Source organism: Amycolatopsis decaplanina DSM 44594, from assembly GCF_000342005.1.
Taxonomy (GTDB): Bacteria; Actinomycetota; Actinomycetes; order Mycobacteriales; family Pseudonocardiaceae; genus Amycolatopsis; species Amycolatopsis decaplanina.
In genome coordinates this window covers 153,941-176,209 of the sequence record NZ_AOHO01000026.1, presented here as the reverse complement: position 1 = coordinate 176,209, position 22,269 = coordinate 153,941, and the positions used below count along the sequence as shown (strand labels likewise).

Below are 22,269 nucleotides of genomic sequence, written 5' to 3'. Positions count from 1 at the left end.
TCGGGGCCGGGGAAACGTTACGGCCGCGCGACGCAGGTCTCAGTACAGCCGCAGCTTGGGTTTGTGTTCCAAATTGGACAGACCGTTCCAGGCCAGGTTGACCAGATGCGCGGCGACCTCGTCGCGCTTCGGCTTCCGGGCGTCGAGCCACCATTGCCCGGTCAACGCGACCATCCCGACGAGCGCCTGCGCGTACAGCGCGGCCAGCTTTTCGTCGTAGCCCCGCGCGGCGAACTGCTGCGCGAGAATGTGCTCGACCTGGCTGGCGATGTCGTTCAGCACCGTCGAGAACGTGCCTGTCGAACTCGCGACCGGCGAGTCCCGCACCAGGATGCGGAAGCCGTCGTGCGAATCTTCGACATAGGAGAGCAACGCGATCGCCGCCTGCTCCAGCATCACCCTCGGGTGTCCACCGTGGAGGGTGGAGACCATCCGGTCGAGCAGCAGTTGCGTCTCACGGTCGACGACGACGGCGTAGATGCCTTCCTTGCCGCCGAAGTGCTCGTACACCACCGGTTTGGAGACGTTCGCACGGTGCGCGATCTCCTCGATGGACGTTCCTTCGAAACCCTTTTCCGCGAAAAGGGCCCTGGCGACGTTGAGCAGCTGCTGCCTGCGCTCGCTCCCCGTCATCCGCACCCGGGCCACCGGAGCGACAGGACGCGCCCCGGTGACCGCTTCACGTTTGGTTCGCCTTCTCCCCGCCATCGCAGAAGACTAACGCGACCTCGCTATTTGCTTTCAGTGGCGATGCGCGCGAGGCGCTGCGGGGTCGGCCAGCGCACGTCGTAGGCCCAGCCGAACTTCTCGAAGATCCAAATCAGCCGCGCGGAAATGTCGATCTGACCGCGCTGCACACCGTGCCGCGCCGAGGTCGGGTCGGCGTGGTGCAGGTTGTGCCACGACTCGCCGAAGGAGAAGATCGCCAGCGGCCAGAAGTTGGCCGACTTGTCGCGGGCGGCGAACGGGCGCTCGCCGATCATGTGGCAGACCGAGTTGACCGACCAGGTCACGTGGTGCAACACGCAGACCCGCACCAGCCCGGCCCAGAAGAACGCGGTCACCGCTCCCCAGAAAGACCAGGTGATCAGCCCGCCCAGGATCCCGGGCAGCACCAGGGTGAGCAGACTCCACAGCCAGAACAGGTCGTCGACCTTCTTGATGGCCGGATCCTTCACCAGGTCCGGCGCGAAACGCTCCGCGTTGGTCTGGTCGCGCTCGAACAGCCAGCCCATGTGCGCGTGCCAGAACCCCTTGGCGATGGCGAGTGGCGAGGTGCCGAACAGCCACGGCGAATGCGGGTCGCCGTCGCGGTCGGAGAAGGCGTGGTGGCGCCGGTGGTCGGCGACCCAGGTGATCACGGGCCCCTGGACGGCCATGCTGCCGGCGATCGCCATCACGACGCGCAGCCACGGCTTGGCCTTGAACGAGCCGTGCGTGAAGTAACGGTGGTACGAGACGGTGATACCGAGTCCGCTGATCGCGTAGAAGACCACGAACAGGCCGACGTCGACCCAGGTCAGTCCCCAGCCCCAGGCGAACGGGACGGCCGCGAGCAACGCGGCGAGCGGGAAGATGACCCCGAGGTAGACCGAGAGCTGCACGGCGCTCGATCGATGTCCTTCGATAACCGGCTTGGGGCCCTTCGCGGGCTTCTGGGAACGGTCGAGGGTAGCCGTCATGCAGTCACTTCTTTTCTTCGCGCAACCCTTTAGGGTTTCCCTAAGGGTGACCTTACCTACGATGCCGTAAGTTACGGTACAGGAGGTTTCGTCCCCTGTGGAGTGCCCGCGATGGCGAGACAACCCCCGGGCGCACACGGAGGTCCCCGGCATGGCTATCCTGACCAGGATCGATCCGCCGTAGTGTAATCGGCAGCACTTCAGATTTTGGTTCTGACAGTTCAGGTTCGAATCCTGGCGGCGGAGCAGACGAACAGATGACCAGCGGCGTTTTCAACGGTGGGGGTGTGTGCGGCTGACCGAGGACGCGACGACCAGTGGCAGGCGGCCGGCGCTTGCGGAGATGTCCGACGCCTGGCTCTATGGCCGCGCGCGCGAACTCGGGGCGGCCATCCAGCGCGTCAGCTTCGCCGAACAGCTGGACATCGTCACCAGCCTCGACGAACTCCTCGACGAGACGCAGCGCCGCGGCGAACCCCTGCTGGTCGCCCAGCTGCTGCGCTACTCGGCGATGGCCAGGCTGGTCACCCGCGGCCTCGCCGCCGAAGCCGAACCCCGGCTCGACGAGATGCTCGCGCACACCAGGCGGCACGGTCTAGCGCTGATGCGGGCCGACGCGCACGCCATGCGCGGCCGCCGGCTGGTGATCGCCAAACAGGAGGACGCCGCCCTCACGGAGATCGCCAGGGCGCTGGCCATCCTCGACGACTCAGCGGTCCCGGACCGCCAGGTCGGCAGGCGCAACTGGGACCGGATGCTGTCCACGACCCTGGTCGACTGCTGGCTGGTGCTGAACCAGCTGGGCGTCTACGAGGCGGCCGAGGAGGCCATCGCCCGCGCCGCGCAGGCGATCCGTGACAGCGCGAGCCCGCACGAGATCGCGCTCCAGCTGATCAACCGGGTCAAGATGCTGCTGGGCTGGGGCCTGCGGCTCGAACGCATCGAGCGGTACGACGAGGGAGCGGACAAGTTCCGCACCGCGGCGTCGATGGCCCAGGCCGCCGAAGGCCCGTTCACCGAGTCGCTCTTCCCGCGCAAGGCGGGGGTGCCCGCGATCGACCAGGTCGGCGTGCTCGCCGCGGCGGCCGCGCTGGCGTCGCCCGATTCGTCGCATATCGAGCGGTTGAACTCGCTGCTGCATCCGGAACTGGTGTTCCCGCACGAACGCGAGATCATCGCCATCGCACTGGCCCGCTGCCTGGACAACGACGGCCGCCGCGAGGACGCACTGCAGGTGCTCAAAGAGGTTCGCGAGGACAACGAGGACGGCTCGCTGCCTTCGATGCGGTTGAACCTCGCCCGCGAGCTGGCCAGGCTCGACACCACCCCGGACTACGCTTCCGGGGCGAGCCAGTCGCTGATCGACTACGCGACCATCCTGGAAACGGAGATGTGGTCGCTGCGGGAATCACAGATCGCCACGCTCAACGCGCGCCGGGAGCACGAACGCCTGTCCGCCGAGCATGGCGCGATCACCCAGCAGGCCCTCCAGGATCCGCTCACCGGCCTGCCGAACCGGCGCGCGCTCGACGAAAAGCTGCGTTCGCTGGCGTCGTCGGCCGACGCCCAGCCGCTCGCCGTCGCGCTGGTCGACCTCGACGGCTTCAAGGACGTCAACGACAAGCAGTCTCACGCCGAAGGTGACAACGTGCTCCGTGTCATCGCGAGCACGCTGCGCGACGCCCTGCGCGGTGACGACGTCGTCGCCCGATACGGCGGAGACGAGTTCATCGTGCTCCTACCTGGGGCTCCGGCGTCCGCGGCGAAGCAGGCGCTGGGCCGTTCTGTGAATGCCGTCGCATCTCTGCCGCACCATCTTTCGCACGGCGTCACCCTCTCCGTCGGCCTTGTCTCGCTTCGCCCGCAGGAACGGGCCGAACAGGTCCTCGCCCGCGCCGATGCGGCCATGTACCAGGCGAAACGCGGCGGCGGGAACCAGGTTTCGTCGGTGAACTCGATGGCCATCGATCCGGTGACCGGATGGCCCGGTGAAGACGCTCCGACCGACCCCGCGTGGGACGCCGAGCAGCCCACGTAGGATCAATGCCCGACAACCACCGTTGGTGAAATGTTGGGAGTGCCGTGACCGGCCCGCTGAGCACGTTGATCCTCGCCGCGGGTGAGGGCACCCGCATGCGCTCGTCCACCCCGAAGGTGCTGCACCCGATCGCCGGCCGCCCGCTGGTCGAGCACGCGGTGCGGGCAGCCGCGGGGCTGAACCCGGAGCACCTGGTCGTGGTCATCGGCCACGGTCGTGACTCGGTCGGAGCTCGGCTGGCGAAGGTCGGCGAGGCGCTCGGCCGCGAGGTCGTCACGGCTGTCCAGGAGGAGCAGAAAGGCACCGGGCACGCCGTCTCGTGCGCGCTCTCGGCACTGCCCGCCGGACTGACCGGCACCGTCGTCGTCAGCTACGGCGACGTCCCGCTGCTCGACACCGAAACACTCGCTTCCCTGGTCGCCGAGCACACCTCCACCGGTAACGCGGTCACCGTGCTGACCGCGGTCGTCGAGGACCCGACCGGCTACGGCCGGATCATCCGCGACGAGAACGGCGTCGTCACCTCGATCGTCGAGCAGAAGGACGCCACCCCCGAGCAGCACGAAATCGCCGAAATCAACTCCGGCGTCTACGCCTTCGACGCTTCGGTCCTGGTCGACGGGCTCTCGCGGCTTTCGACGGACAACGCGCAGGGCGAGCTCTACCTCACCGACGTCCTCGGCATCGCCCGCGGCGACGGCAAGGGCGTCGGCGCGCTGGTCATCGACGACCCGTGGGTGACCGAAGGCGTCAACGACCGCGTTCAGCTCTCCGTCCTCGGCGCCGAACTGAACCGCCGGATCGTCCGCGGCTGGCAGCGGGCGGGCGTGACCGTCGTCGACCCGGCGAGCACCTGGATCGACGCGGGCGTGACCTTGTCGCGCGACGTCGTCATCGAGCCCGGCGTGCAGCTGAAGGGCTCGACCTCGGTCGGCGAGGGCACACAGATCGGCCCGGACAGCACTCTGGAGAACGTCTCCGTCGGCGCGGGCGCGTCGGTGGTGCGGACGCACGGTTCGGATTCGGAACTGGGCGACGGTGTGAAGGTCGGCCCGTTCACCTACCTGCGCCCCGGCTCCAAGCTGGGGGCCAAGGGCAAACTCGGCGCGTTCGTCGAGACGAAGAACGCCGACATCGGCGCCGGGACGAAGGTTCCGCACCTGACCTACGTCGGCGACGCGACCATCGGCGAGAACAGCAACATCGGGTGTTCCAGCGTCTTCGTCAACTACGACGGCGTGAACAAGCACCACACCACGATCGGCTCCCATGTGCGGCTCGGCGCGGACAACACGTTCGTCGCCCCGGTGACCATCGGCGATGGCGCCTACAGTGGGGCAGGCACCGTGATCAGGCAAGACGTGCCCCCGGGCGCGCTCGCCGTGTCCACCGGGCCGCAGCGCAACATCGAAGACTGGGTGTCCCGGCGCAGGCCGGGCACACCCGCGGCGGAAGCAGCTTCCGCCGCGAAGCAGGACACCACCGCCGTGTCCGATTCGAACAAGGGAAACGACGGGGAGTCGCCAGCATGAGCTCGAAGTCCGGAACACCGAAGAAGAACCTGATGCTCTTCTCCGGGCGCGCCCACCCGGAACTCGCGGAGGAGGTGGCCAAGCACCTCAACGTGTCGGTCGTCCCGCAGACCGCGCACAACTTCGCCAACGGGGAGATCTTCGTCCGGTTCAACGAATCGGTGCGCGGGACCGACGCGTTCGTGATCCAGAGCCACCCGGCGCCCATCAACGAGTGGGTGATGGAGCAGCTGATCATGGTGGACGCCCTCAAGCGGGCGAGCGCCAAGCGGATCACCGTGATCATGCCGTTCTACCCGTACGCGCGGCAGGACAAGAAGCACAAGGGCCGCGAGCCGATCTCCGCGCGCCTGATCGCGGACCTGTTCAAGACCGCGGGCGCCGACCGGATCATGACGGTCGACCTGCACACCGCGCAGATCCAGGGCTTCTTCGACGGCCCCGTCGACCACCTGCTCGCGCAGAACGTGCTGGCCGCGCACATCAACAAGACCTACCGGGACGAGAACATCACCGTCGTCTCGCCGGACTCGGGCCGCGTGCGGCTCGCCGAGAAGTGGGCGGCGCAGCTGGGTGACCGGCCGATCGCCTTCATCCACAAGACCCGCGACCCGGACAAGCCGAACCAGGCCGTCGCCAACCGCGTCGTCGGCAAGGTCCGCGGTCAGCTGTGCGTGCTGATCGACGACATGATCGACACCGGCGGCACGATCGTGAAGGCCACCGAGGCCCTGCTCGACGAAGGCGCGTCCGACGTCGTCATCGCCTCGACCCACGGCATCCTGTCCGACCCCGCCACCGAGCGGCTGTCGAACTGCAAGGCGCGCGAGGTCATCGTCACCAACACGCTGCCGATCCCGGAGGAGAAGCGGTTCCCCGGGCTGACCGTGCTGTCCATCGCGCCGCTGTTGGCGCAGGCGATCCAGCAGGTCTTCGAGGACGGGTCGGTCACGTCCCTCTTCGACGGCAACGCCTGATCCCAGCGAAAGCAAAGGTCCCNCGATCCAGCAGGTCTTCGAGGACGGGTCGGTCACGTCCCTCTTCGACGGCAACGCCTGATCCCAGCGAAAGCAAGGGACCTTTGCTTCGTTTTCGGCTTCTCGCGAACGACGCGCGCCCGGCCAACCAGCGTGGCTAGGTTTCCGTTCATGGGGAAATTCAAGTTCGGCGTGAACCTGTGGGGCGCCGAGAACCGTGAAAACTGGGTCGCGAAGTGCCGCCGCGTCGAGGCCCTCGGCTACGACGTCATCTCCGTGCCCGATCATCTCGGCCCAGGACGGAACGCGCCTTTCCCTGCGCTGACCATGGCCGCCGCGGTGACCCGACGGCCCCGCGTCGGCACACTCGTCTCCAATGTGCCCTTCTACAACTTCGCGCTCTTCGCACGCGAAGTCGTCACGACGGTGAAGATGACGGGCGACCGGCTGGACCTCGGTCTCGGTTCCGGCCACATGAAATCGGAATTCGACGGTGCCGGCCTGCCGTGGATCCCGGCCAAGGAACGTATCGAGTATCTCGCCAAGAGCCTTGACCACCTGCGAGAACACTTCGCCGACGAAGGGATCACGCCCCCGCCGCTGCTCCTCGCGGGCAACAGCGATGGCGTGCTCTCCCTCGCCGCCCGCGAAGCCGACATCGCCGGCTTCGCGGGCCTTCGTCAAGCACCGGGGAAACCGCCGGGCACGTTCCAGCTCGACAATGCCGAACGCATGGACGAACGCGTCGCCTTCTTCCGCTCGCATACGAAGGGCCGGGATCCCGAACTGAACATGCTCGTCCAACGGGTCGTCGTCACGGACGACCGGCGCGCGGCCGCCGAGTCCTGGCACGAAGAGGACCCGGACGGCCTCGATGTGGACAAGCTGCTCGAAACGCCACAGTTGCTTTTCGGAACCGTCGATGAGATCGCCCGGCAACTCCAGGAGCGTCGCGAACGGTACGGCTTCTCCTACATCACGGTGTTCGAACCGATGATGGAAACGTTCGCCCCGGTCGTGAAGGACCTGTCCGGTCAGTAGGCCACGCAGAAACGCTGACGGCGGCGTTCCGGCTTGTCGATCTCGTCGACGAACGCGATCGCGTAGTCGGCGCCGCTGATCTTCGATCCACCGTTCTCGTCGGTCAGGAGCACGTCGCCGCCGAGCCGGAACTCACCGGTCCGCTCGCCCTCCGCCCACGCACCGAACTCCGCGGCCGGGCTGAGGTAGAACCAGTCGATGTCCTCGGGAAGCTTCCGGAGCGCTTCCAGCACCTCGGCGTGCGCCCCCGCTTCACCCTTGTACTCGTCCGGGAACTCGGGGGTGTCGATCAGCCGCGGGCCGCCCTCGGCCACGTGCAGGCTGCCCGCCCCGCCGACGACGCCGATCCGCGCGCCGTTGTCCTTCGCGACCTGAGCGATGGAAGGCACCGCGTCGGGCAGACCGCTCTGCCCGTGAACCGCGATGACCAGGACGTCGGCGCCCTTGGCGACGTCGACCAGGAAGGCCTCGTCGTAGAGCGAGCCCGCCCTGGTTCCCTCGCCTTCGGCGTTCCTCGACACCGCCAGGACCTCGTGACCGCGGCCGCGTGCCTCTGCGGCGATTTTCCCGCCCGCGTACCCGGTTCCTCCGAACACAACCAACTTCGCCATCGCGTTTCTCCCTTTTCATCGGCGACGACGCCGATGCTAAGAACGCGAGATCGACTACTTCAACGTATGTAACTCACCTGTGGGTGAGTGTGCAGGTCAGCCGCCCAGCGTGGCGAACTCGGTCTTGAGCTTTTCGCGCACGCCGTTCACGTCGACCGGCACCCGGACCTCACCGCGCGCCGCCGGCTTCGCCTGCACCTGATAACTGGCGTTCCGATTCGGAAGTTTGAACTTGACCTCGCAGGACATGCTCGTCGTGGTGTCCGGCGCCGCGTCGGCGCCGGCCGTGCAGGTCTGCGCGCCGAGGGACTGCGCGGTGAAGTCGACGGTCAGCGTCAGGCGCACGGGCGTCCCGCGCACGCCTCCGATGACGGTGTTGGCGACGTCGATGGTCGCCCTGCAGGTTCCGACGAAGTCCGTGCAGTCCAGCTTGTCGTTGACGACGCTGACCCTGACCTGTGTGAGCGCGTCGAACGGCTGCCCGATCCCACCGATCGCGCCGTCCAGATCGGTCTGGAGTTTTTTGAGCGCATCCCCGGCGAGCGGCTCGACCCGCATCTCGGCACCGAGTGTCTTGCCGCCCGCCGCGGCGACGAGAGAAGGCGCGAAACTGACGACGCGGTGCGGCACCGCGGTGGTTACCCGCAGTGTTCCGAGTCCGCTCCCGACGTCGTAGACCTCTGTTCCGTCGGGCAGCTTCGACCGGGCCGGATCGGTCAGCGGGTTCATCGCGGACACCGCGGTCCTGAGTGTCGACGCGGCCTTGCGCGGGTTGAGCAACTCGATCGCGTTCACCGGCAGGTCCGAACTGTCCGTGCGGACCCAGTTGGTGCCGTACAGGTCGCTGTTTCCGAGCCCGTGCGCTTTCCAGTACTCCGGCGTCGCGGAGAGGTACAGCTGATTGTCGGCGGAGACGACCTGAATGGCCTGGCCGTCGACCGGCAGCGCGCCGTGCGCGCTGCCGTTACGGGTGATACGGAACTCCAGTTCGGCGGGTTTGCCCGAAGCGTCCTTGATTGTCGACTTGTAGACAACGGCGGGCGCCTGTTCAAGCTCCTTCAGCGCGCTTTCGACAGCGCCGCGTTGCTCGGCACGCCGGTCCACCCGCTGTTGCTCGGCGGGCGAGATCCCGGCCACCCCGTCGACCGCGACATCGCAACCGGCCACAAGGCAGCACAAGGCGGCGATCGCGCCGATCCTCGACCGTCGTGCCGGCATTCCGCCCCCTTGTGTCACGTGCGAGGAGATCACACCTTAGAAAAGGGGTCTCGCACCACCACATTCGCGGGTCCCCAAAGCAGCTGTCACCGACTTGTCACCTGAACGAGCCACCCGGCGGGACCACCGCACGACCGGTTGGTCTACACTTTCCCGGTCTCGGCGAGGCGGGTTCCGTGAGCACCTGGTGCCCGACGTGATCGACGCGGCGGCTTGAGTGGCCACACGCGGTCGAGCACGCCTGTGGAATTCGCCGCCGAACACCAGAACCGCCCCGAACCATCCCCACCTCAGCATGCTTTCGCTGAACATGTTGGTGAATTGAAGGAGTGCTACACCGTGTCCGAGGTAAGCCTGTCCGTCGAGCCCCGCACCGAATTCGGCAAGGGTGCCGCGCGTCGCACGCGTCGCGCCGGCAAGATCCCCGCGGTGCTGTACGGGCACGGCTCGGACCCGCGCCACTACTCCCTGCCCGCCATCGAGTTCGCCCGCGTCGTGCGTGAGAACGGCAGCAACGCCGTCATCACCCTCGAGCTCGAGGGCAAGAGCGAGCTGGCGCTGACGAAGACCATCGTCGTCCACCCGCTGAAGAACTACATCGAGCACGTCGACCTGCTGGTCGTCCGCCGCGGCGAGAAGGTCACCGTCGACGTCCCCGTCGTCGTCACCGGCACCGCGGGCCCGGGCACCCTGGTCACCACCGACCTCGACACCCTCCAGATCGAGGTCGAGGCGCTGCACATCCCCGAGCAGGTCGAGGTCTCGGTCGAGGGCGTCGAAGCCGGCACCCAGATCCTCGCCTCGCAGGTCACCCTGCCGAAGGGCGCCACCCTGGTCACCGACGCCGAGGCTCTGGTCGTCGCCGTCAACGAGGCGCCGTCCGAGGCTTCGCTCGAGGGCGAAGAGGGCGCCGCCGAGGCGGCCGAGGCTCCCGCCGAGGACGCCGAATAAAGTCACCGGTGTGACCGAAGCAGTACTTCCCGGGGCCGGCGAGCAGATCCTGCTCGTCGGCCTCGGCAATCCCGGCCCCCAATACGCGGGCAACAGGCACAACGTCGGCTTCATGGTGCTCGACGAACTCGCCGGCCGTGTCGGAGGCAAGTTCAAAGCCCACAAGAGCGGCGCCGAAATCCTCGAAGGCAGGCTCGCGGGACAGCGCGTGGTCCTCGCCAAGCCGCGTTCGTACATGAATCTCTCGGGTGGCCCGGTCGTCGGCGCGGCCCGGTTCTACAAGATCCCCCCGGCCGGTGTCGTGGTCGTCCACGACGAGCTGGACGTCGACTTCGGCGCGCTCAAGATGAAACTGGGCGGCGGCGACAACGGCCACAACGGTCTCCGCTCGATCACCAAATCCCTGGGCACGAAGGACTACTACCGTGTCCGATTCGGCGTCGGCCGCCCTCCGGGACGACAGGATCCGGCCGATTTCGTGCTGAAAGACTTCTCGACGGTCGAACGCAAAGAACTCGCTTTCGAGATCGATCGTTGCGCCGACGCTGTTGAAGCGCTTATCAGCACCGGTCTCGCCGCGGCCCAGAACACCTTCCACGCTGGGTGAACCCGCTCACATGGCGGTGCGTTACATCTCGTCACTCGAAGGCGTTTCACCACGCCCCTGATCGAGTCGTGGAATAGCGCGAGCTCTTCCGGGGAACTCTCAAACCCGTTAGGACGGAATGCGGAGATCGCATTCCCCACCGAAACCGGAGAGAGTTTCATGTCGTTTACGGCCGAAGAAATCACCGGCGCCACTTTCCCGAACGCCCCGATCGGGCGGCGCGGATACGCCAAACACGAGGTCGACGCGTTCCTGGAACGGATCGCCGACACGATCTCGGACCGGGACGACCTGACGGCCGCCGAGGTGCACCACGTCATGTTCTCGCGTCCGCTGATCGGGAAGCGCGGCTACGACGAACGCGAAGTCGACGATTTCCTCGACAAGGTCGAAGGGCAACTCGCCCACCGGACCGGCCAGCACGTACTCGGCGTGCCCGGCGCCCGCGAAGAGGACGAAGCGACCACCGAACGCGCCGTTCCAGACCGCGGTCCTGTCGAATTCCTGCGGGAGCGCTAGTGCCCGTCACCGCGTTCGAGGCCAGAACCCGGCAGTTCGACCGGGCACCGATCGGCGCCCGTGGTTATCACGAACCCGCGGTCGATGCCTTCCTCGAACGGGTCGCGGCGACCCTCGACGGCGACGACGACCTGTCGGTTTCGGACGTCCACAACGTGGCGTTCGCCAAAGCACCGCTCTCGAAACGAGGCTACGACCCGGCAGCCGTCGACGCTTTCCTGCGGGATGTCGAGAGCACGCTGGCCGGGCTGTCCCAGTCCGCCGCCTATTACATAGCGCCTGCCTTGGAACACACCCATACCCGCAAGCCACCCTGGCGACGCCGCTGACCAACGGGAGGTGCCGCGAAAGGGCCGGGCCGCGATGTTCGCGGACCCGGCCCTTTCGTGTCAGCTGTTCGCCGCGTTCTTGGCGATCTTGTCCGCGAACTGGACAGCGGTCGCGGCCCGCTTCACCTTGCCCGAGGGCGTCTTGGGCAGACTTCCCGCCGGGAGCACCACAACCGCGAAGGGACGCATGTCGACGGCGCCGCGCACCTTGGCAGCGACCTCCTTCGCCAGCGCCTTCTCCGTTTCCGGGTCCCCGGCGAGTTTCGATTCGACCACGACGGCGAACCGCTCCCGGCGGCTGCCGGCGTCGATCCGCACGGCCACTGCGTTCCCCGCCCGGACCCCCTCGACCGAGGTCGCCGCCCTCTCGATGTCGGTCGGGTACAGGTTCCGGCCGCCCATGATGATGACGTCCTTGCGACGGCCGCAGATCACGATCATGCCGTCGACCAGGTAACCGAGGTCGCCGGTGAGCAGCCAGCCGTCCTCGTCCTGTGTCGCGAGCGGACCTTCCATGGTCAGATATCCCGGCGTCACGGCCTCACCGCGTAGACGGATCTCCCCGACCTCGCGTTCTCCGAGCACGGTGCCCTTGTCGTCGACGATCTCGGCCTCGAGCCCGTCGAGCGGCGGCCCGAGCACCGCGAAGGACCGGACTTCATCGGTCCCGCGGCGCGGGTCGTCCTCGGGGACCGGCACCGCACGGTTGTCCGCCTCGAGCGCATCGGCTTCGACGACGTCCAGCGTCAGTCCGGTGAACAACGGCGCGAACGAAACCGCGAGAGTGGCCTCCGCCATGCCGTACGCCGGAAAAACACATTCGGCAGGCATTTTGAAGCGTGCCCCCGCCTCGACGAATGTCCGCACGGCCGTTTCATCGATCGGCTCGGCGCCGTTCAGCGCGATCCGCAGCTTCGAGAGGTCGTACGCGTTGTCGTCCTCGACACGGGCCATCCGCCTGCCCACGATCGCGTACGCGAAGTTCGGCGCGGCCGTGGTCGTGCCGTTGTACTTGCTGATCAGCTGCGGCCAGATCAACGGTCCCGACAGGAACTCGAGCGGCGTGATCTTGACGAGTTCGACGCCGAACGTCATCGGGACCGTCAGGAAGCCGACCATCCCCATGTCGTGGAAGGTGGGCAGCCAAGAGACCATCACGTCGACGTCGAAATCGAACTCGGCCCGATCGACCATCGCCTTGACGTTCGCATACAGGTTTCCGTAGGTGATCCGCACGGCCTTCGGATCGGCCGTCGACCCGCTGGTCAGTTGCAGGAGCGCGGTGTCCGATTCCGCCGTCGGCACGGGCTCCGCCAACGGTTCGGCCTCGAGCAGCTCGGTGATGACCTGGAAGGCGATGCCATGCTCGGTGAGCACCGGCGCCAACTGGTCGAACGGCTCACCGAGCAGAACCAGGCCGGACCCGATCATCCGCAACACACGAACGGTGTCCTCTGCCCATTCGGCGAGGTCGGTTCGCTGCGTGGGCTGATGCAGCATCGTCACGCTGCCGCCGGCAAGCCATACCGCCTGAACCGTCGGCGCGATCAGCGACGGCGCCGCCGCCAGGACCGCGACCGCTTTGCCGGGCTCCAGCCCAGCCGTCACCAGGCCCCCGGCGACCCGCTTGGCCTGCTCGTGAATCTCGGCCCACGTACGCCGAACCGGCTCCTTGGGCTCCCCGGTGACCATTCCCCGCTGCTGACCTCGCCCCGCCGCGGTGGCGACGAGCGTGTCCACGAACCGACTCATGCGCGTCACACTACTGTCCGCGCTGAAAGGCCCGCTCGCCGTCGAGTGAACTCATTCGATCGCTTCGGAGGTCTCGAGCCACTGAGCCTCGACCTCCTCCTTCTCCGTTTCGACGGCTTTCAATTCGGTGTTCAGCTCGATGAGCTTCGTCGGATCGGTCGCCGCGGCGAGCAGCGCCGCATGCAGCTTCTCTTCCTTCGCGTGCAGCTGGTCGAGCTTGCGCTCGAGACGGGACAGCTCCTTCTGCGCCGCCCGCTGTTCCGCAGCGCTCTTCTTGGGCGCGGAGGCCTGCGCGTTGCCCGTCTTCCGGTCGCCGGCGGCTTTCTCGAGACTCTTGACGCGCCGGTCCAGGTACTCGTCGATCCCGCCCGGCAGATGGGTCACTTGCCCGTCCCCGAACAAGGCCACGATCGTGTCGCAAACGCGTTCCACCAGGTACCGGTCGTGCGAAACGACGACGAGACTGCCCGGCCAGGAATCCAGCAGATCTTCGAGCTGCTGCAAGGTGTCGATATCGAGATCGTTCGTCGGCTCGTCGAGCAGCAGCACGTTGGGCTCGGCCATCAGAAGCCGGCACAGCTGCAGGCGGCGCCGTTCACCGCCGGAAAGGTCTTCGACCGGCGTCCACTGCCTCGAAGCGGGGAACCCCAGCTTCTCTGCCAGCTGCGAAGCGGAGAGCTCCTGCTTGCCGAAGACGACCCGACCGGAGACCTCTTCGATCGCCTGCAGCACCCGCAGGTCACCCGGCAGGTCGTCAAGCTCCTGCCGTAGGTGCGCGAGGCTGACCGTCTTGCCCTGGATGCGTCGCCCCGTCTCGGGCTCCGTATCACCGCCGAGCAGCTTGAGCAGCGTCGTCTTGCCCGACCCGTTGACGCCGACCAGGCCGATCCGGTCGCCGGGGCCGATGCGCCACGTGACGTGATCGAGCAGGGTGCGGTCGCCGACGGTCAACGTGGCGTCCTCGATCTCCAACACGGTCTTCCCCAACCGCCGACGGGCGAACGCAAGCAGTTCGACCGAATCACGCGGCTCCGGCACGTCGGAGATCAGAGCCTCCGCCGCCTCGACGCGGTAGCGCGGCTTCGAGGTCCTGGCCTGCGGACCGCGACGCAGCCACGCGAGCTCTTTACGCGCCAGGTTCTGCCGCTTCTCTTCGGCAGTCGCCGCCAGCCTCGCCCGTTCGGCCCGCGCGAAGATCCAGTCGGCGTAACCACCTTCGTACTGCTCGACGCGGCCGTTGGCGACCTCCCAGGTCAAACTCGCGACCGTGTCGAGGAACCACCGGTCGTGGGTGACGACCACGACCGCGATCTTGCGGTTGAGCAGATGATCCGCGAGCCAGCGCACACCTTCGACGTCGAGATGGTTGGTCGGCTCGTCGAGAACCACGAGGTCCAGTTCACCGGTGAGTGCGGCCGCCAAGGCCACCCGGCGGCGTTCACCACCGGACAGGTTCGCCGTTTCCTTCTCGACACCGAGAGCGGTGATCCCGAGACCATCCATAATGGACCGGACTCGCGCGTCAGCGGCCCACTCGTGCTCCGCGCCGTAGCGCTCCAGCACGACATCTCCGACTGTGCTGCCGTCGGGGAGTTCGGTCCGCTGGGTGACCACGGCCATCCGCAAGCCGCGGACCTGGCTGACGCGTCCCGTATCCGGCTCGCTGATCCCCGCGAGGACCTCCAGTAGCGTCGTCTTCCCTCCCCCGTTGAGACCGACGACGCCGATACGCTGCCCCTCCGCCACACCGAGCGAAACACCGTCGAGCAGCGGGCGCACCCCGAAGGACTTGCTCACCGACTCCAGGTTGACCAAGTTGGCCATGCCTCAGCCGATCCTTTCCAAAAAGCTTGCACCACAACGAATTAGTCGATGTCCAATCCGGACACCCTTACTACGCGTGCACCCGAGGTGGCGACGGCCGGGGCGCGTCGTCCCCGCCCACCAATCGGGCTCCGGGCACCGGCCCGTGTGCGACGCGCACCGTGCGACAGACCCCCGCACCGGACAGCTCCGCGGCGACCTCGACGGCCGACTGAGCATCCGCGCACAGAAAGGCACAGGTCGGTCCGGATCCGGACACGGTGCCGGCGAGCGCACCCGCGTTGACTCCTGCCCGCAACGTGCGGCGCAGTCCCGGACGCAAGGAGACAGCGGCCGCCTGCAGGTCGTTGCCGAGAAGCAGCGCCAGCTGCCGCGGGTCACCGGACGCCAGCGCCTCGACCACCGGAGTGTGCGAGCCGATCCGCGGCGGGCTGCCCTCTTCACGCAACTTGTCCAGCTCGCCGAACACCCTCGGAGTCGAAAGTCCACGCTGATCGAAGGCCAGAACCCAGTGGAAGGTGTGCCTCGACAGGACCGGCACCAGCTGCTCCCCTCGGCCGGTTCCCAACGCGGTCCCGCCGTAGAGCGCGAAGGGGACGTCGCTGCCGAGCTTCGCGGCGATACCCGCCAATTCGTCACGGGAGATGTCGAGCTTCCAAAGCGACGCGAGGCCTACCAGGGTCGCGGCCGCGTCGGCGCTGCCTCCGGCCATCCCACCCGCTACCGGGATGCCCTTGCGCAGTACCACCCGGACCTTGGACTCGCCGTCCGCCTTGCCGACGTGGGCCGCCAGTGCCTGTGCCGCCTTCCAAGCGAGGTTGTTGGCCCCTGTCGGTACGGAGCCTTCGCCTTCGCCGTAGACCTCGACTCCGGGGTCCTCGGTGACCGCGACGGTCACCTCGTCGGTCAGGGAAAGCGCCTGGAACACGGTCACCAGCTCGTGGTAGCCGTCCGGGCGTACGTCACCGACCGACAGGTGCAGGTTGACCTTGGCGGGAACCCTGACGGTTACTGGGGGCGGTACGACGGCGAGCACACGTCAAGCCTACGTGGCCGCTCCACTTGTGTTGTCACCAGGAGAAAAGACAACAGGACGAGTCAGACACGAACGGGCCGCCCCGGACGGTTTTCGTCCTGAGCGGCCCGTTCGCGAAGGAATCAGGCGGCGACGCCCTGCGGTCCGCGGACCGGATGGGTCACGTGGCCGCCACGCTCGGCGATCCAGGCAAGCGCGGCATCCGCGCGCTCGCCGCGCACGCCGAGGCGGAACCGGCCGACCGGCGTGTCGCCGATCCGGATCAGACCGCCTCCGATGGTGGCGAGTTCGACGTCGAAGCGACCGGCCGCCTCCGGCAGCAGCGCACCGACCGAGGCGAAGCCGACCAGCACGACATCCACCGCGCGGTCGTACTTCGAGGCCTGCGCCCGCCCGGTCTCGATCGCGGGAAGCAGGGCCTGCGCGGTCCGGCTGTTCGGGTCGGAGACCAGGTCGAGCACGGTGCCACGTTCGATGACCGCTCCAGCCTCCAGAACCGCGACGTCGTCGCAGACACGGCGAACCACGCCGGCGTCGGGAGTGGTGAGCAGCACGGTGACTCCGAGCTCGGCGCGCGCACGGTCGAGCACTGTCAAGACCGCGCCGGACTCTTCGGGCTGCACACCCGCGGTCGGGTCGTCGGCCAAGAGCACGGACGGCCCGGCAGCCAGTGCCTTGGCGATGGCCACTCGGCGCAGCTGCCCCTCGGACAGGTCACCCGGCCGCTGCCCCGCCCGGGGGGTGAGCCCCACCAGGTCGAGCAGGTTGCCGACCCGATTGCGGCGCTGCGGCCCGTCGAGGCCGAGCTGTTCGAGCGGCGAAGCGATGTTGCCGGCGATAGTGCGCTCGGCGAGCAATTCCGGTTTGGTGCTCACGACACCGACCTGTCGCCGGATTTCGCGCAGCCGGCGTCCGTCGAGGGTCCCGGTGTTGAGGCCGTCGAGTCGAACGACACCCCGGTCAGGACGCTCCTGCAGGCTGATGCAACGAGCGAGGGTCGACTTGCCAGAGCCTGCCGGACCAACGACTCCGAACAGCGAGCCCGCTTGGATGTCCACGCTCACATCACGCAATGCGACGACAGGATTTCCGTTGAGGGGAAAGGATTTGGACAGGTTTTCGACAGTGATCACGAAAGGCTCCATGCAAATGGGGCGCTGCTTCTTTCGAGCGCGCCAACCGTCACCGAGTGACCGTCCGGGAATGGACGGATTTCAGAGGTAAGGGAAAGAACTCAGGCAGTAACGGTGGAGCGTCGACACGCACTTACCGTGCGGCGACCTTCATCGACGACACGTCGCCTGGTCAGCAGGAGCGGGTGGGTGACCCTGTTCATTAGGCACAGCCTCCATCGGTCCTGGCTGTAGCACCTGCCCTGTGGAGGGTGGTTGCTGCGACTTCGGCGAGCCAGGTCTCTCAGTCGCTCGGGATGGCCCACTGAGTAAAACCGATCCCACTGGATGAAAGCAAGCGCGTAGGCGCAGATCACACGTCTGGTCGCGTTCATTATACAGGATCCGCTGTCCATACTCTGAGACGTCGACAGATTTCCCTGAACCAGAACGGGGGCGCTGCCTGCCAAGACGGGTCGAGCGCACGCAGAACGAGGAGAAGGTTTACGCACTCGTGCTGACCTTGACCGGATCCTGTCCGCGCGGTGCCGGTCACACCTGTGGCAGACGATCAGCCGGCGGCCGCGGCGATCCGAGCGAACTGTTGAACATCCAACTGCTCCCCACGGGTCTTGGGGTCGATACCCGCCTTTTCGAGCAGTTCCCCCGCGCGTTCGGCGGAACCGGCCCATGACGCCAACGCGGCACGCAGAGTCTTCCGCCGCTGCGAGAAGGCGGCGTCGACCACCGCGAACAGCCGCTCCCGGTCCACGGACGACACCACATCACCCCGCTCGAAGGCGACCAGCGCGGAGTCCACGTTCGGAACAGGCCAGAACACCGCGCGCGGCACGGCGGCGACCTTGCGCGCCTTTCCGTACCACGCGAGCTTGACGCTGGGCACGCCATAAGTCCGGCTCCCCGGACCGGCCGCCATTCGGTCCGCGACCTCGGTCTGGACCATTACGAGACCGCTGGTCAGCGACGGCAACTCGGCGAGCAGGTGAAGCACGACGGGGACGGCGACGTTGTACGGCAGATTCGCGACAAGTGCCGTCGGCCGCGCAGGTAGGTCGTCCGCCGTGACCCGCAACGCGTCCGCCCCGACGACAGTCAGTCTCTCGGCCCCGCCCCGTTCGGCCACGGTGTCTGGCAGTCGCCTCGCCAGTACGGGATCGATTTCGACCGCGATGACCTCGGCACCGGTCGCGAGCAGTCCGAGTGTCAGCGAGCCGAGGCCCGGCCCGACCTCCAGGACTACGTCACCTTCGCCGACCCCCGAAAGGTCGACGATGCGGCGCACCGTGTTGGGATCGTGCACGAAGTTCTGGCCGAGCTTCTTGGTCGGACGTACGTCCAGCTCGGCCGCCAGCGCCCTGATCTCCGCAGGACCGAGCAGTTCAGTCACCCGACGATCGTAACCAGGCCCGGTAGGCCACGATTGACCGGTGGACGACGTCGTACTCGATGGCAGGAAAGTCCGGTTGCGCGACTGGCGACCGTCCGACCTCCGCCCGCTACGCGACCTACTCGATCCCGCGCAGCCTTGGCACGAAACGAACGGGCCCTACTTCGGCACCCCGGCCGCGGCGGCCGCCGAATCCACGGCACGCGAACTCACCACCACCAAGGCCGAGCCGCCCGATCCCCGCACCAGCCTCGCTGTGCGTGCGCTGAGCGACGGCAGGTTGATCGGCCGGGTCAGCTGGTACTGGAAAGCAGAGAGACCGACTGGCGGCGGATGGGGTTGGTCAGCTACGACGAGCGGTACTGGGGCGGCGGGTTCGGCACCGAGGCCTTGCGCATGTGGACGACCTACTTGTTCTCCCGCACCGATGCGCTCCGCCTGGACTTCGCCACGTACTCGGGGAACCCCGGAATGATCACCCCCGGACGGCGACTGGGCTTCGTCGAAGAAGGCCGGTTCCGGCGCGCTCGACGTTGGTCCGGCGGCGTCCACGACGCCGTCGTCTACGGCGCGCTCCGCGAGGAATGGGATCAGATGAACCACTGAGGCAGGGGGCAGGCGTGATCGTGCCCCCACCATCCTTGTGGCGTCTCCGATCCGGCACGCGTCCCCCTCCAGTGTGATCGGCGCAGGTTCGCGTCGCCGGAGCGTGATGATCATCCACCCGATCGATACCGTGCATTCGTTCGAATCTGCCTCGACAATCGAGGGATGACCAGCACAAACATCCCCAAGGCCTTCCCGCTCAACCTGCCGGAAGGTGACGCCGAACTGCTTCTCGACGAGTTGCAGACGCGGCTACGCGAAGGGCGACGTCTGTTCGCCGAAGTCGGCCAGATCCTGGCCGAGATCGAGTCCCGTGGTGTCCGAGATCTCTACGGATACAACTCGATCGCCGTGTTCTACGAGCATGCGGCTCGGGTGCCTCGAGCGGAGGCCCGGAAAGTGACCGGTAGAGCGCTCGCGCTCAATGCGAGACGGGCGCGCGACGGCACGTCGATCAACCCCATCGCGCCTTTGACCGGCACCGCGGCCGGCACCGGCGCGCTGGCCGAGGCCGGCATCGACCGGATCGTCACTGTCATGAAGAGGCTGCCCGAGCATGTCACCGCGAACGCACGGCTCGAGGCCGAGAAGGGCCTGGTCGAGCTCGCCGGCGTCGCAAGACCGCGCGACGTCACGGTGGCGGGCACAGAGCTGCTCGCGCGACTCGACCCGGACGGAAATCCCAAAGAAGACCCCAGTCCGAAACTTCAGCGGAGCGAATTCTGGTTGCGCCAGAAACGGACCGGCCGTTGGGACATGCGTGGCAACCTCGATCCCGAGACGGGCGCCGCCTGAACGCGCTCCTGGTGCCGCGAGCGTATCCGGCTCCCACCAAGGAAGCCGACGACCGTGCACCGGCGGAGAGACGCGGCGACGCGTTCGCGGAGATCATCGACCTGGCGGAGACAAGTCCGGACATCCCCTTGTCCCGAGAGACTTCGGAGCAGGTCGCCGAGCAGCCTCAGGTCACGGAGCCGGTCGAGAAACCCGCAAGCCGTCCCAAGTCCACCCAGGCCCGATCGCAGAGCCACCAAAGCCCGCACCGCCGCGGCGGAGGCGTCTTCGAGGCAAATGCGGCCGAACGATCCCGGACTGTGGCCCACATACGGCCTCCGCGCTGGTGGGCGAGACTGTCGAGACCGAGAGCCGGGAACGCGACGCAGCCACAGAAGCCCTTAACGGCCTGAAGGCCACCTTGCAGGCGAACCCACACGGTGACCTTCAGGAAGGAGGACGATCTGGCGTCAGGCCTTCTTGCCGCAGTGCGGCCAAGCGCTGTAGCCACCACGAGCGTCGCGGACCTTCTCAGCGACAGCGATCTGCTGGGCCTTACTGGCCTGGTGCGGGTACGCGGCGTACTGGTCGCCACCGTAGGCGTCCCAGGTGCTCTTGTTGAACTGCAAGCCACCGTAGTAGCCGTTGCCGGTGTTGGCGGCCCAGTTGCCGGTCGACTCGCACTGAGCGATGCGGTCCCAGGCGCCGGCGTCTCCGATGACCGGATCGGCGGGCTTCTTCGTACCGACCTTGACGATCTTGGGCTTGGCCTCGGTGATGACCTCTTCCGAGACCTTCTCGCGGCCGACCTCTTTGCCGTTGCGCTTGGTGACCTTGTAGGTCACGGTCTTCTGGCCCGGAGTGCCCGGGTCTTCGACCTTGGTCTTGCCCTTTTCGAGCTCCGGATCGTCGACCTTCTGCTCGGGCGGTGCAATTTCCTCGTTCTGCTTGACCATGGTGACGCCGGTCCGGCTGATGTGGACCTCGGCGCCGTCGACCAGCTTGACGTCGAGACCGCCGACGGCCTCGTCGTCCGGGCCGAGGGTCATCCGGAGCTCACCAAGGAATTCCTTGGTGGTGACCGAGTTGGTCTGCACCTTGCGCGGTTCGTTCGCGCCGTCGAAGACCGTGACGTTCTTGAGGGTCTTGACCTCGACAGTGGCGCCTTCGAGCGGCAGCTCACCGTTCTGCGGGAGCGAGGTCCAGGTGCCGGCCTTGGCGAGGTCGGCACGACCGAGCTGGTTCAGCGCTTCGCCGAGGTTGGTCGCACGGACCCAGGACTCCTGCTGCGGCGCGCCGTCGACGATCAGGTTCAGCTTACGGCCGCGCTCCAGCTTGATGACGCCGCCGTCGCCCACCTCGGCCTGGGGCGAGGGGGAAAGCGAGTCGTGCGCGCCGACCGAAAGACCGGCGTCTTCAAGGACATCGCCGACCGTGTCGCCGAAGCTGTGGACGGTCTGCTGTTTGCCGTCGATGTCGAGCGTGACGCTCTTGTTCATCGCCATCGCGGCCGCGCCGCCACCGCCGAGGGTGAGGAGCACCGCCATGACGGTTCCCTTGAGGAAGCGCTTCTTCCAGACGCGGGTCGCGCTCGAGATAACCTCATCCTTGGTCGCGGCCTTCATCGGCGCGCCCGCGGTGCGGTCCTCGGCCATCTCGTCCGGGATGACGATCGGCGGGAGCATGGTGGTCTCGGCGCTGATGAGGCGGATCAGCTCGTCGACGTCGACATCGATCTCGGCCATCAGGGCGTCGGCGTCGGGGCCGAGCGCGGCGAGGACGTCCTGCTGCGTGATGCGCGGGTCGTCGGAGTAGTCCAGCTCGCCGTAGTGAGTGTCGCGGTCGAGCACGGCAACCGAACCGGAGGAAGCGAAGGTGTTCGTCTCTGCGCCGAGGCGCGAGGCATCCTGCCTACTGCTACCAGTCACTGGGTCGTTCCCTTTCCCAAGACGTCGAGGAGCTCGACAACCGCTCCACTACGTCCTTCGTCTCGATGCGCACTTCGGCACACCTCTAGAAGTCCGACACCCGCAGCCAGCGCCATCGTCACGGTTCCAGGCCGTACCTCTCCCGGTTCCGCTTCCCCGACGTGCACTGACGTGACTGTGGGCGTAACAGCCGGAAACCGCATGAGCGGACACCGACCGGCACGATCACGGGACAGTAACGAACCTCGCCGGGTTGCGCAAACACCCCCCGGAGTGTCGTGACGTTGGTCACTCATCAGAGTGGACCATTGTTGATCACCAATG

20 protein-coding genes, 1 tRNA gene and 1 riboswitch are annotated in these 22,269 nt (G+C 67.2%); of the genes, 11 read left to right on the top strand and 10 right to left on the bottom strand.

Annotated features, from left to right (window positions below; genetic code table 11):
- Positions 1–39: 39 nt before the first annotated feature.
- Together H074_RS04270 and H074_RS04265 are read right to left on the bottom strand one after the other, a co-directional pair.
- Positions 40–633, bottom strand: coding sequence for a TetR/AcrR family transcriptional regulator (locus tag H074_RS04270; protein WP_007028786.1), 594 nt, complete (start codon positions 631–633; stop codon positions 40–42).
- A 98-nt stretch (positions 634–731) separates the two neighbouring features.
- On the bottom strand, positions 732–1,682 hold the full coding sequence (locus H074_RS04265; RefSeq protein WP_007028785.1) for an acyl-CoA desaturase: 951 nt from the start codon (positions 1,680–1,682) through the stop codon (positions 732–734).
- Positions 1,683–1,856: 174 nt separating this feature from the next.
- Between H074_RS04265 and H074_RS04260 the strand changes: the two genes are divergently transcribed.
- From H074_RS04260 to H074_RS04240, 5 genes are all read left to right on the top strand, one after another.
- A tRNA-Gln gene (locus H074_RS04260) sits at positions 1,857–1,928 on the top strand.
- 43 nt (positions 1,929–1,971) lie between these two features.
- Entirely contained in the window at positions 1,972–3,720 is a 1,749-nt protein-coding gene (locus H074_RS04255; RefSeq protein ID WP_007028784.1) for a GGDEF domain-containing protein, read from the top strand.
- Between the two features lie 44 nt (positions 3,721–3,764).
- Entirely contained in the window at positions 3,765–5,252 is a 1,488-nt protein-coding gene (glmU, locus tag H074_RS04250; RefSeq protein ID WP_007028783.1) for a bifunctional UDP-N-acetylglucosamine diphosphorylase/glucosamine-1-phosphate N-acetyltransferase GlmU, read from the top strand.
- Positions 5,249–6,229 carry a ribose-phosphate diphosphokinase gene (locus H074_RS04245; RefSeq protein ID WP_007028782.1) on the top strand — a complete coding sequence of 327 codons (981 nt, stop codon included), beginning with the start codon at positions 5,249–5,251 and terminating at the stop codon, positions 6,227–6,229. Before glmU ends, H074_RS04245 begins: the two co-directional genes overlap by 4 nt.
- Positions 6,230–6,400: 171 nt before the next feature.
- Positions 6,401–7,270: a TIGR03621 family F420-dependent LLM class oxidoreductase gene (locus H074_RS04240; protein WP_007028781.1), complete on the top strand. Its 870-nt coding sequence runs from the start codon at positions 6,401–6,403 to the stop codon at positions 7,268–7,270.
- Here H074_RS04240 and H074_RS04235 read toward each other — a convergent pair.
- Both H074_RS04235 and H074_RS04230 read right to left on the bottom strand, forming a co-directional pair.
- Complete coding sequence (locus H074_RS04235; RefSeq protein WP_007028780.1) at positions 7,264–7,881, bottom strand: NAD(P)-dependent oxidoreductase; 618 nt, start codon at positions 7,879–7,881, stop codon at positions 7,264–7,266. The two genes, H074_RS04240 and H074_RS04235, sit on opposite strands and share 7 nt — an antisense overlap.
- 96 nt (positions 7,882–7,977) lie before the next feature.
- A complete protein-coding gene (locus tag H074_RS04230) occupies positions 7,978–9,099 on the bottom strand; it encodes a hypothetical protein (RefSeq protein WP_007028779.1) in 1,122 nt (373 codons plus the stop codon).
- Positions 9,100–9,438: 339 nt separating this feature from the next.
- Between H074_RS04230 and H074_RS04225 the strand changes: the two genes are divergently transcribed.
- The 4 genes from H074_RS04225 (at position 9,439) to H074_RS04210 (ending at position 11,505) form a co-directional block, all read left to right on the top strand.
- Positions 9,439–10,050: a 50S ribosomal protein L25/general stress protein Ctc gene (locus tag H074_RS04225; protein WP_007028778.1), complete on the top strand. Its 612-nt coding sequence runs from the start codon at positions 9,439–9,441 to the stop codon at positions 10,048–10,050.
- Between the two features lie 10 nt (positions 10,051–10,060).
- Positions 10,061–10,657, top strand: a complete 597-nt coding sequence (pth, locus tag H074_RS04220) for an aminoacyl-tRNA hydrolase (protein ID WP_007028777.1) — start codon at positions 10,061–10,063, stop codon at positions 10,655–10,657.
- A gap of 159 nt (positions 10,658–10,816) precedes the next feature.
- A complete protein-coding gene (locus H074_RS04215; RefSeq protein WP_007028776.1) occupies positions 10,817–11,176 on the top strand; it encodes a DivIVA domain-containing protein in 360 nt (119 codons plus the stop codon).
- A complete protein-coding gene (locus H074_RS04210) occupies positions 11,176–11,505 on the top strand; it encodes a DivIVA domain-containing protein (RefSeq protein ID WP_007028775.1) in 330 nt (109 codons plus the stop codon). Before H074_RS04215 ends, H074_RS04210 begins: the two co-directional genes overlap by 1 nt.
- 60 nt (positions 11,506–11,565) lie before the next feature.
- Here the strand turns inward: H074_RS04210 and H074_RS04205 are convergent, their stop codons facing one another.
- The 5 genes from H074_RS04205 to rsmA form a co-directional block, all read right to left on the bottom strand.
- Positions 11,566–13,257 (bottom strand): fatty acyl-AMP ligase, encoded by a 1,692-nt coding sequence (locus tag H074_RS04205; RefSeq protein WP_007028774.1) that lies wholly within the window; start codon positions 13,255–13,257, stop codon positions 11,566–11,568.
- Positions 13,258–13,308: 51 nt separating this feature from the next.
- The gene (locus tag H074_RS04200; protein WP_007028773.1) at positions 13,309–15,081 is read right to left on the bottom strand and encodes an ABC-F family ATP-binding cassette domain-containing protein; all 1,773 of its coding nucleotides are present in this window, start codon (positions 15,079–15,081) and stop codon (positions 13,309–13,311) included.
- 70 nt (positions 15,082–15,151) lie between these two features.
- Positions 15,152–16,117, bottom strand: a complete 966-nt coding sequence (locus H074_RS04195; RefSeq protein WP_007028772.1) for a 4-(cytidine 5'-diphospho)-2-C-methyl-D-erythritol kinase — start codon at positions 16,115–16,117, stop codon at positions 15,152–15,154.
- Positions 16,118–16,239: 122 nt separating this feature from the next.
- Positions 16,240–17,250, bottom strand: coding sequence for a methionine ABC transporter ATP-binding protein (locus tag H074_RS04190; RefSeq protein ID WP_039921533.1), 1,011 nt, complete (start codon positions 17,248–17,250; stop codon positions 16,240–16,242).
- A 212-nt stretch (positions 17,251–17,462) separates the two neighbouring features.
- A riboswitch (SAM riboswitch) is annotated at positions 17,463–17,553 on the bottom strand.
- 247 nt (positions 17,554–17,800) lie between these two features.
- Positions 17,801–18,637, bottom strand: a complete 837-nt coding sequence (rsmA, locus tag H074_RS04185) for a 16S rRNA (adenine(1518)-N(6)/adenine(1519)-N(6))-dimethyltransferase RsmA (protein ID WP_007028770.1) — start codon at positions 18,635–18,637, stop codon at positions 17,801–17,803.
- A gap of 333 nt (positions 18,638–18,970) precedes the next feature.
- Between rsmA and H074_RS42210 the strand changes: the two genes are divergently transcribed.
- Both H074_RS42210 and H074_RS04175 read left to right on the top strand, forming a co-directional pair.
- Positions 18,971–19,243 carry a GNAT family N-acetyltransferase gene (locus tag H074_RS42210; RefSeq protein WP_007028769.1) on the top strand — a complete coding sequence of 91 codons (273 nt, stop codon included), beginning with the start codon at positions 18,971–18,973 and terminating at the stop codon, positions 19,241–19,243.
- Between the two features lie 165 nt (positions 19,244–19,408).
- Entirely contained in the window at positions 19,409–20,038 is a 630-nt protein-coding gene (locus tag H074_RS04175; RefSeq protein ID WP_007028768.1) for a DUF222 domain-containing protein, read from the top strand.
- A 449-nt stretch (positions 20,039–20,487) separates the two neighbouring features.
- Here H074_RS04175 and H074_RS04170 read toward each other — a convergent pair whose 3' ends face one another.
- Positions 20,488–21,867 carry a resuscitation-promoting factor gene (locus tag H074_RS04170; RefSeq protein ID WP_007028767.1) on the bottom strand — a complete coding sequence of 460 codons (1,380 nt, stop codon included), beginning with the start codon at positions 21,865–21,867 and terminating at the stop codon, positions 20,488–20,490.
- Positions 21,868–22,269 lie beyond the last annotated feature (402 nt).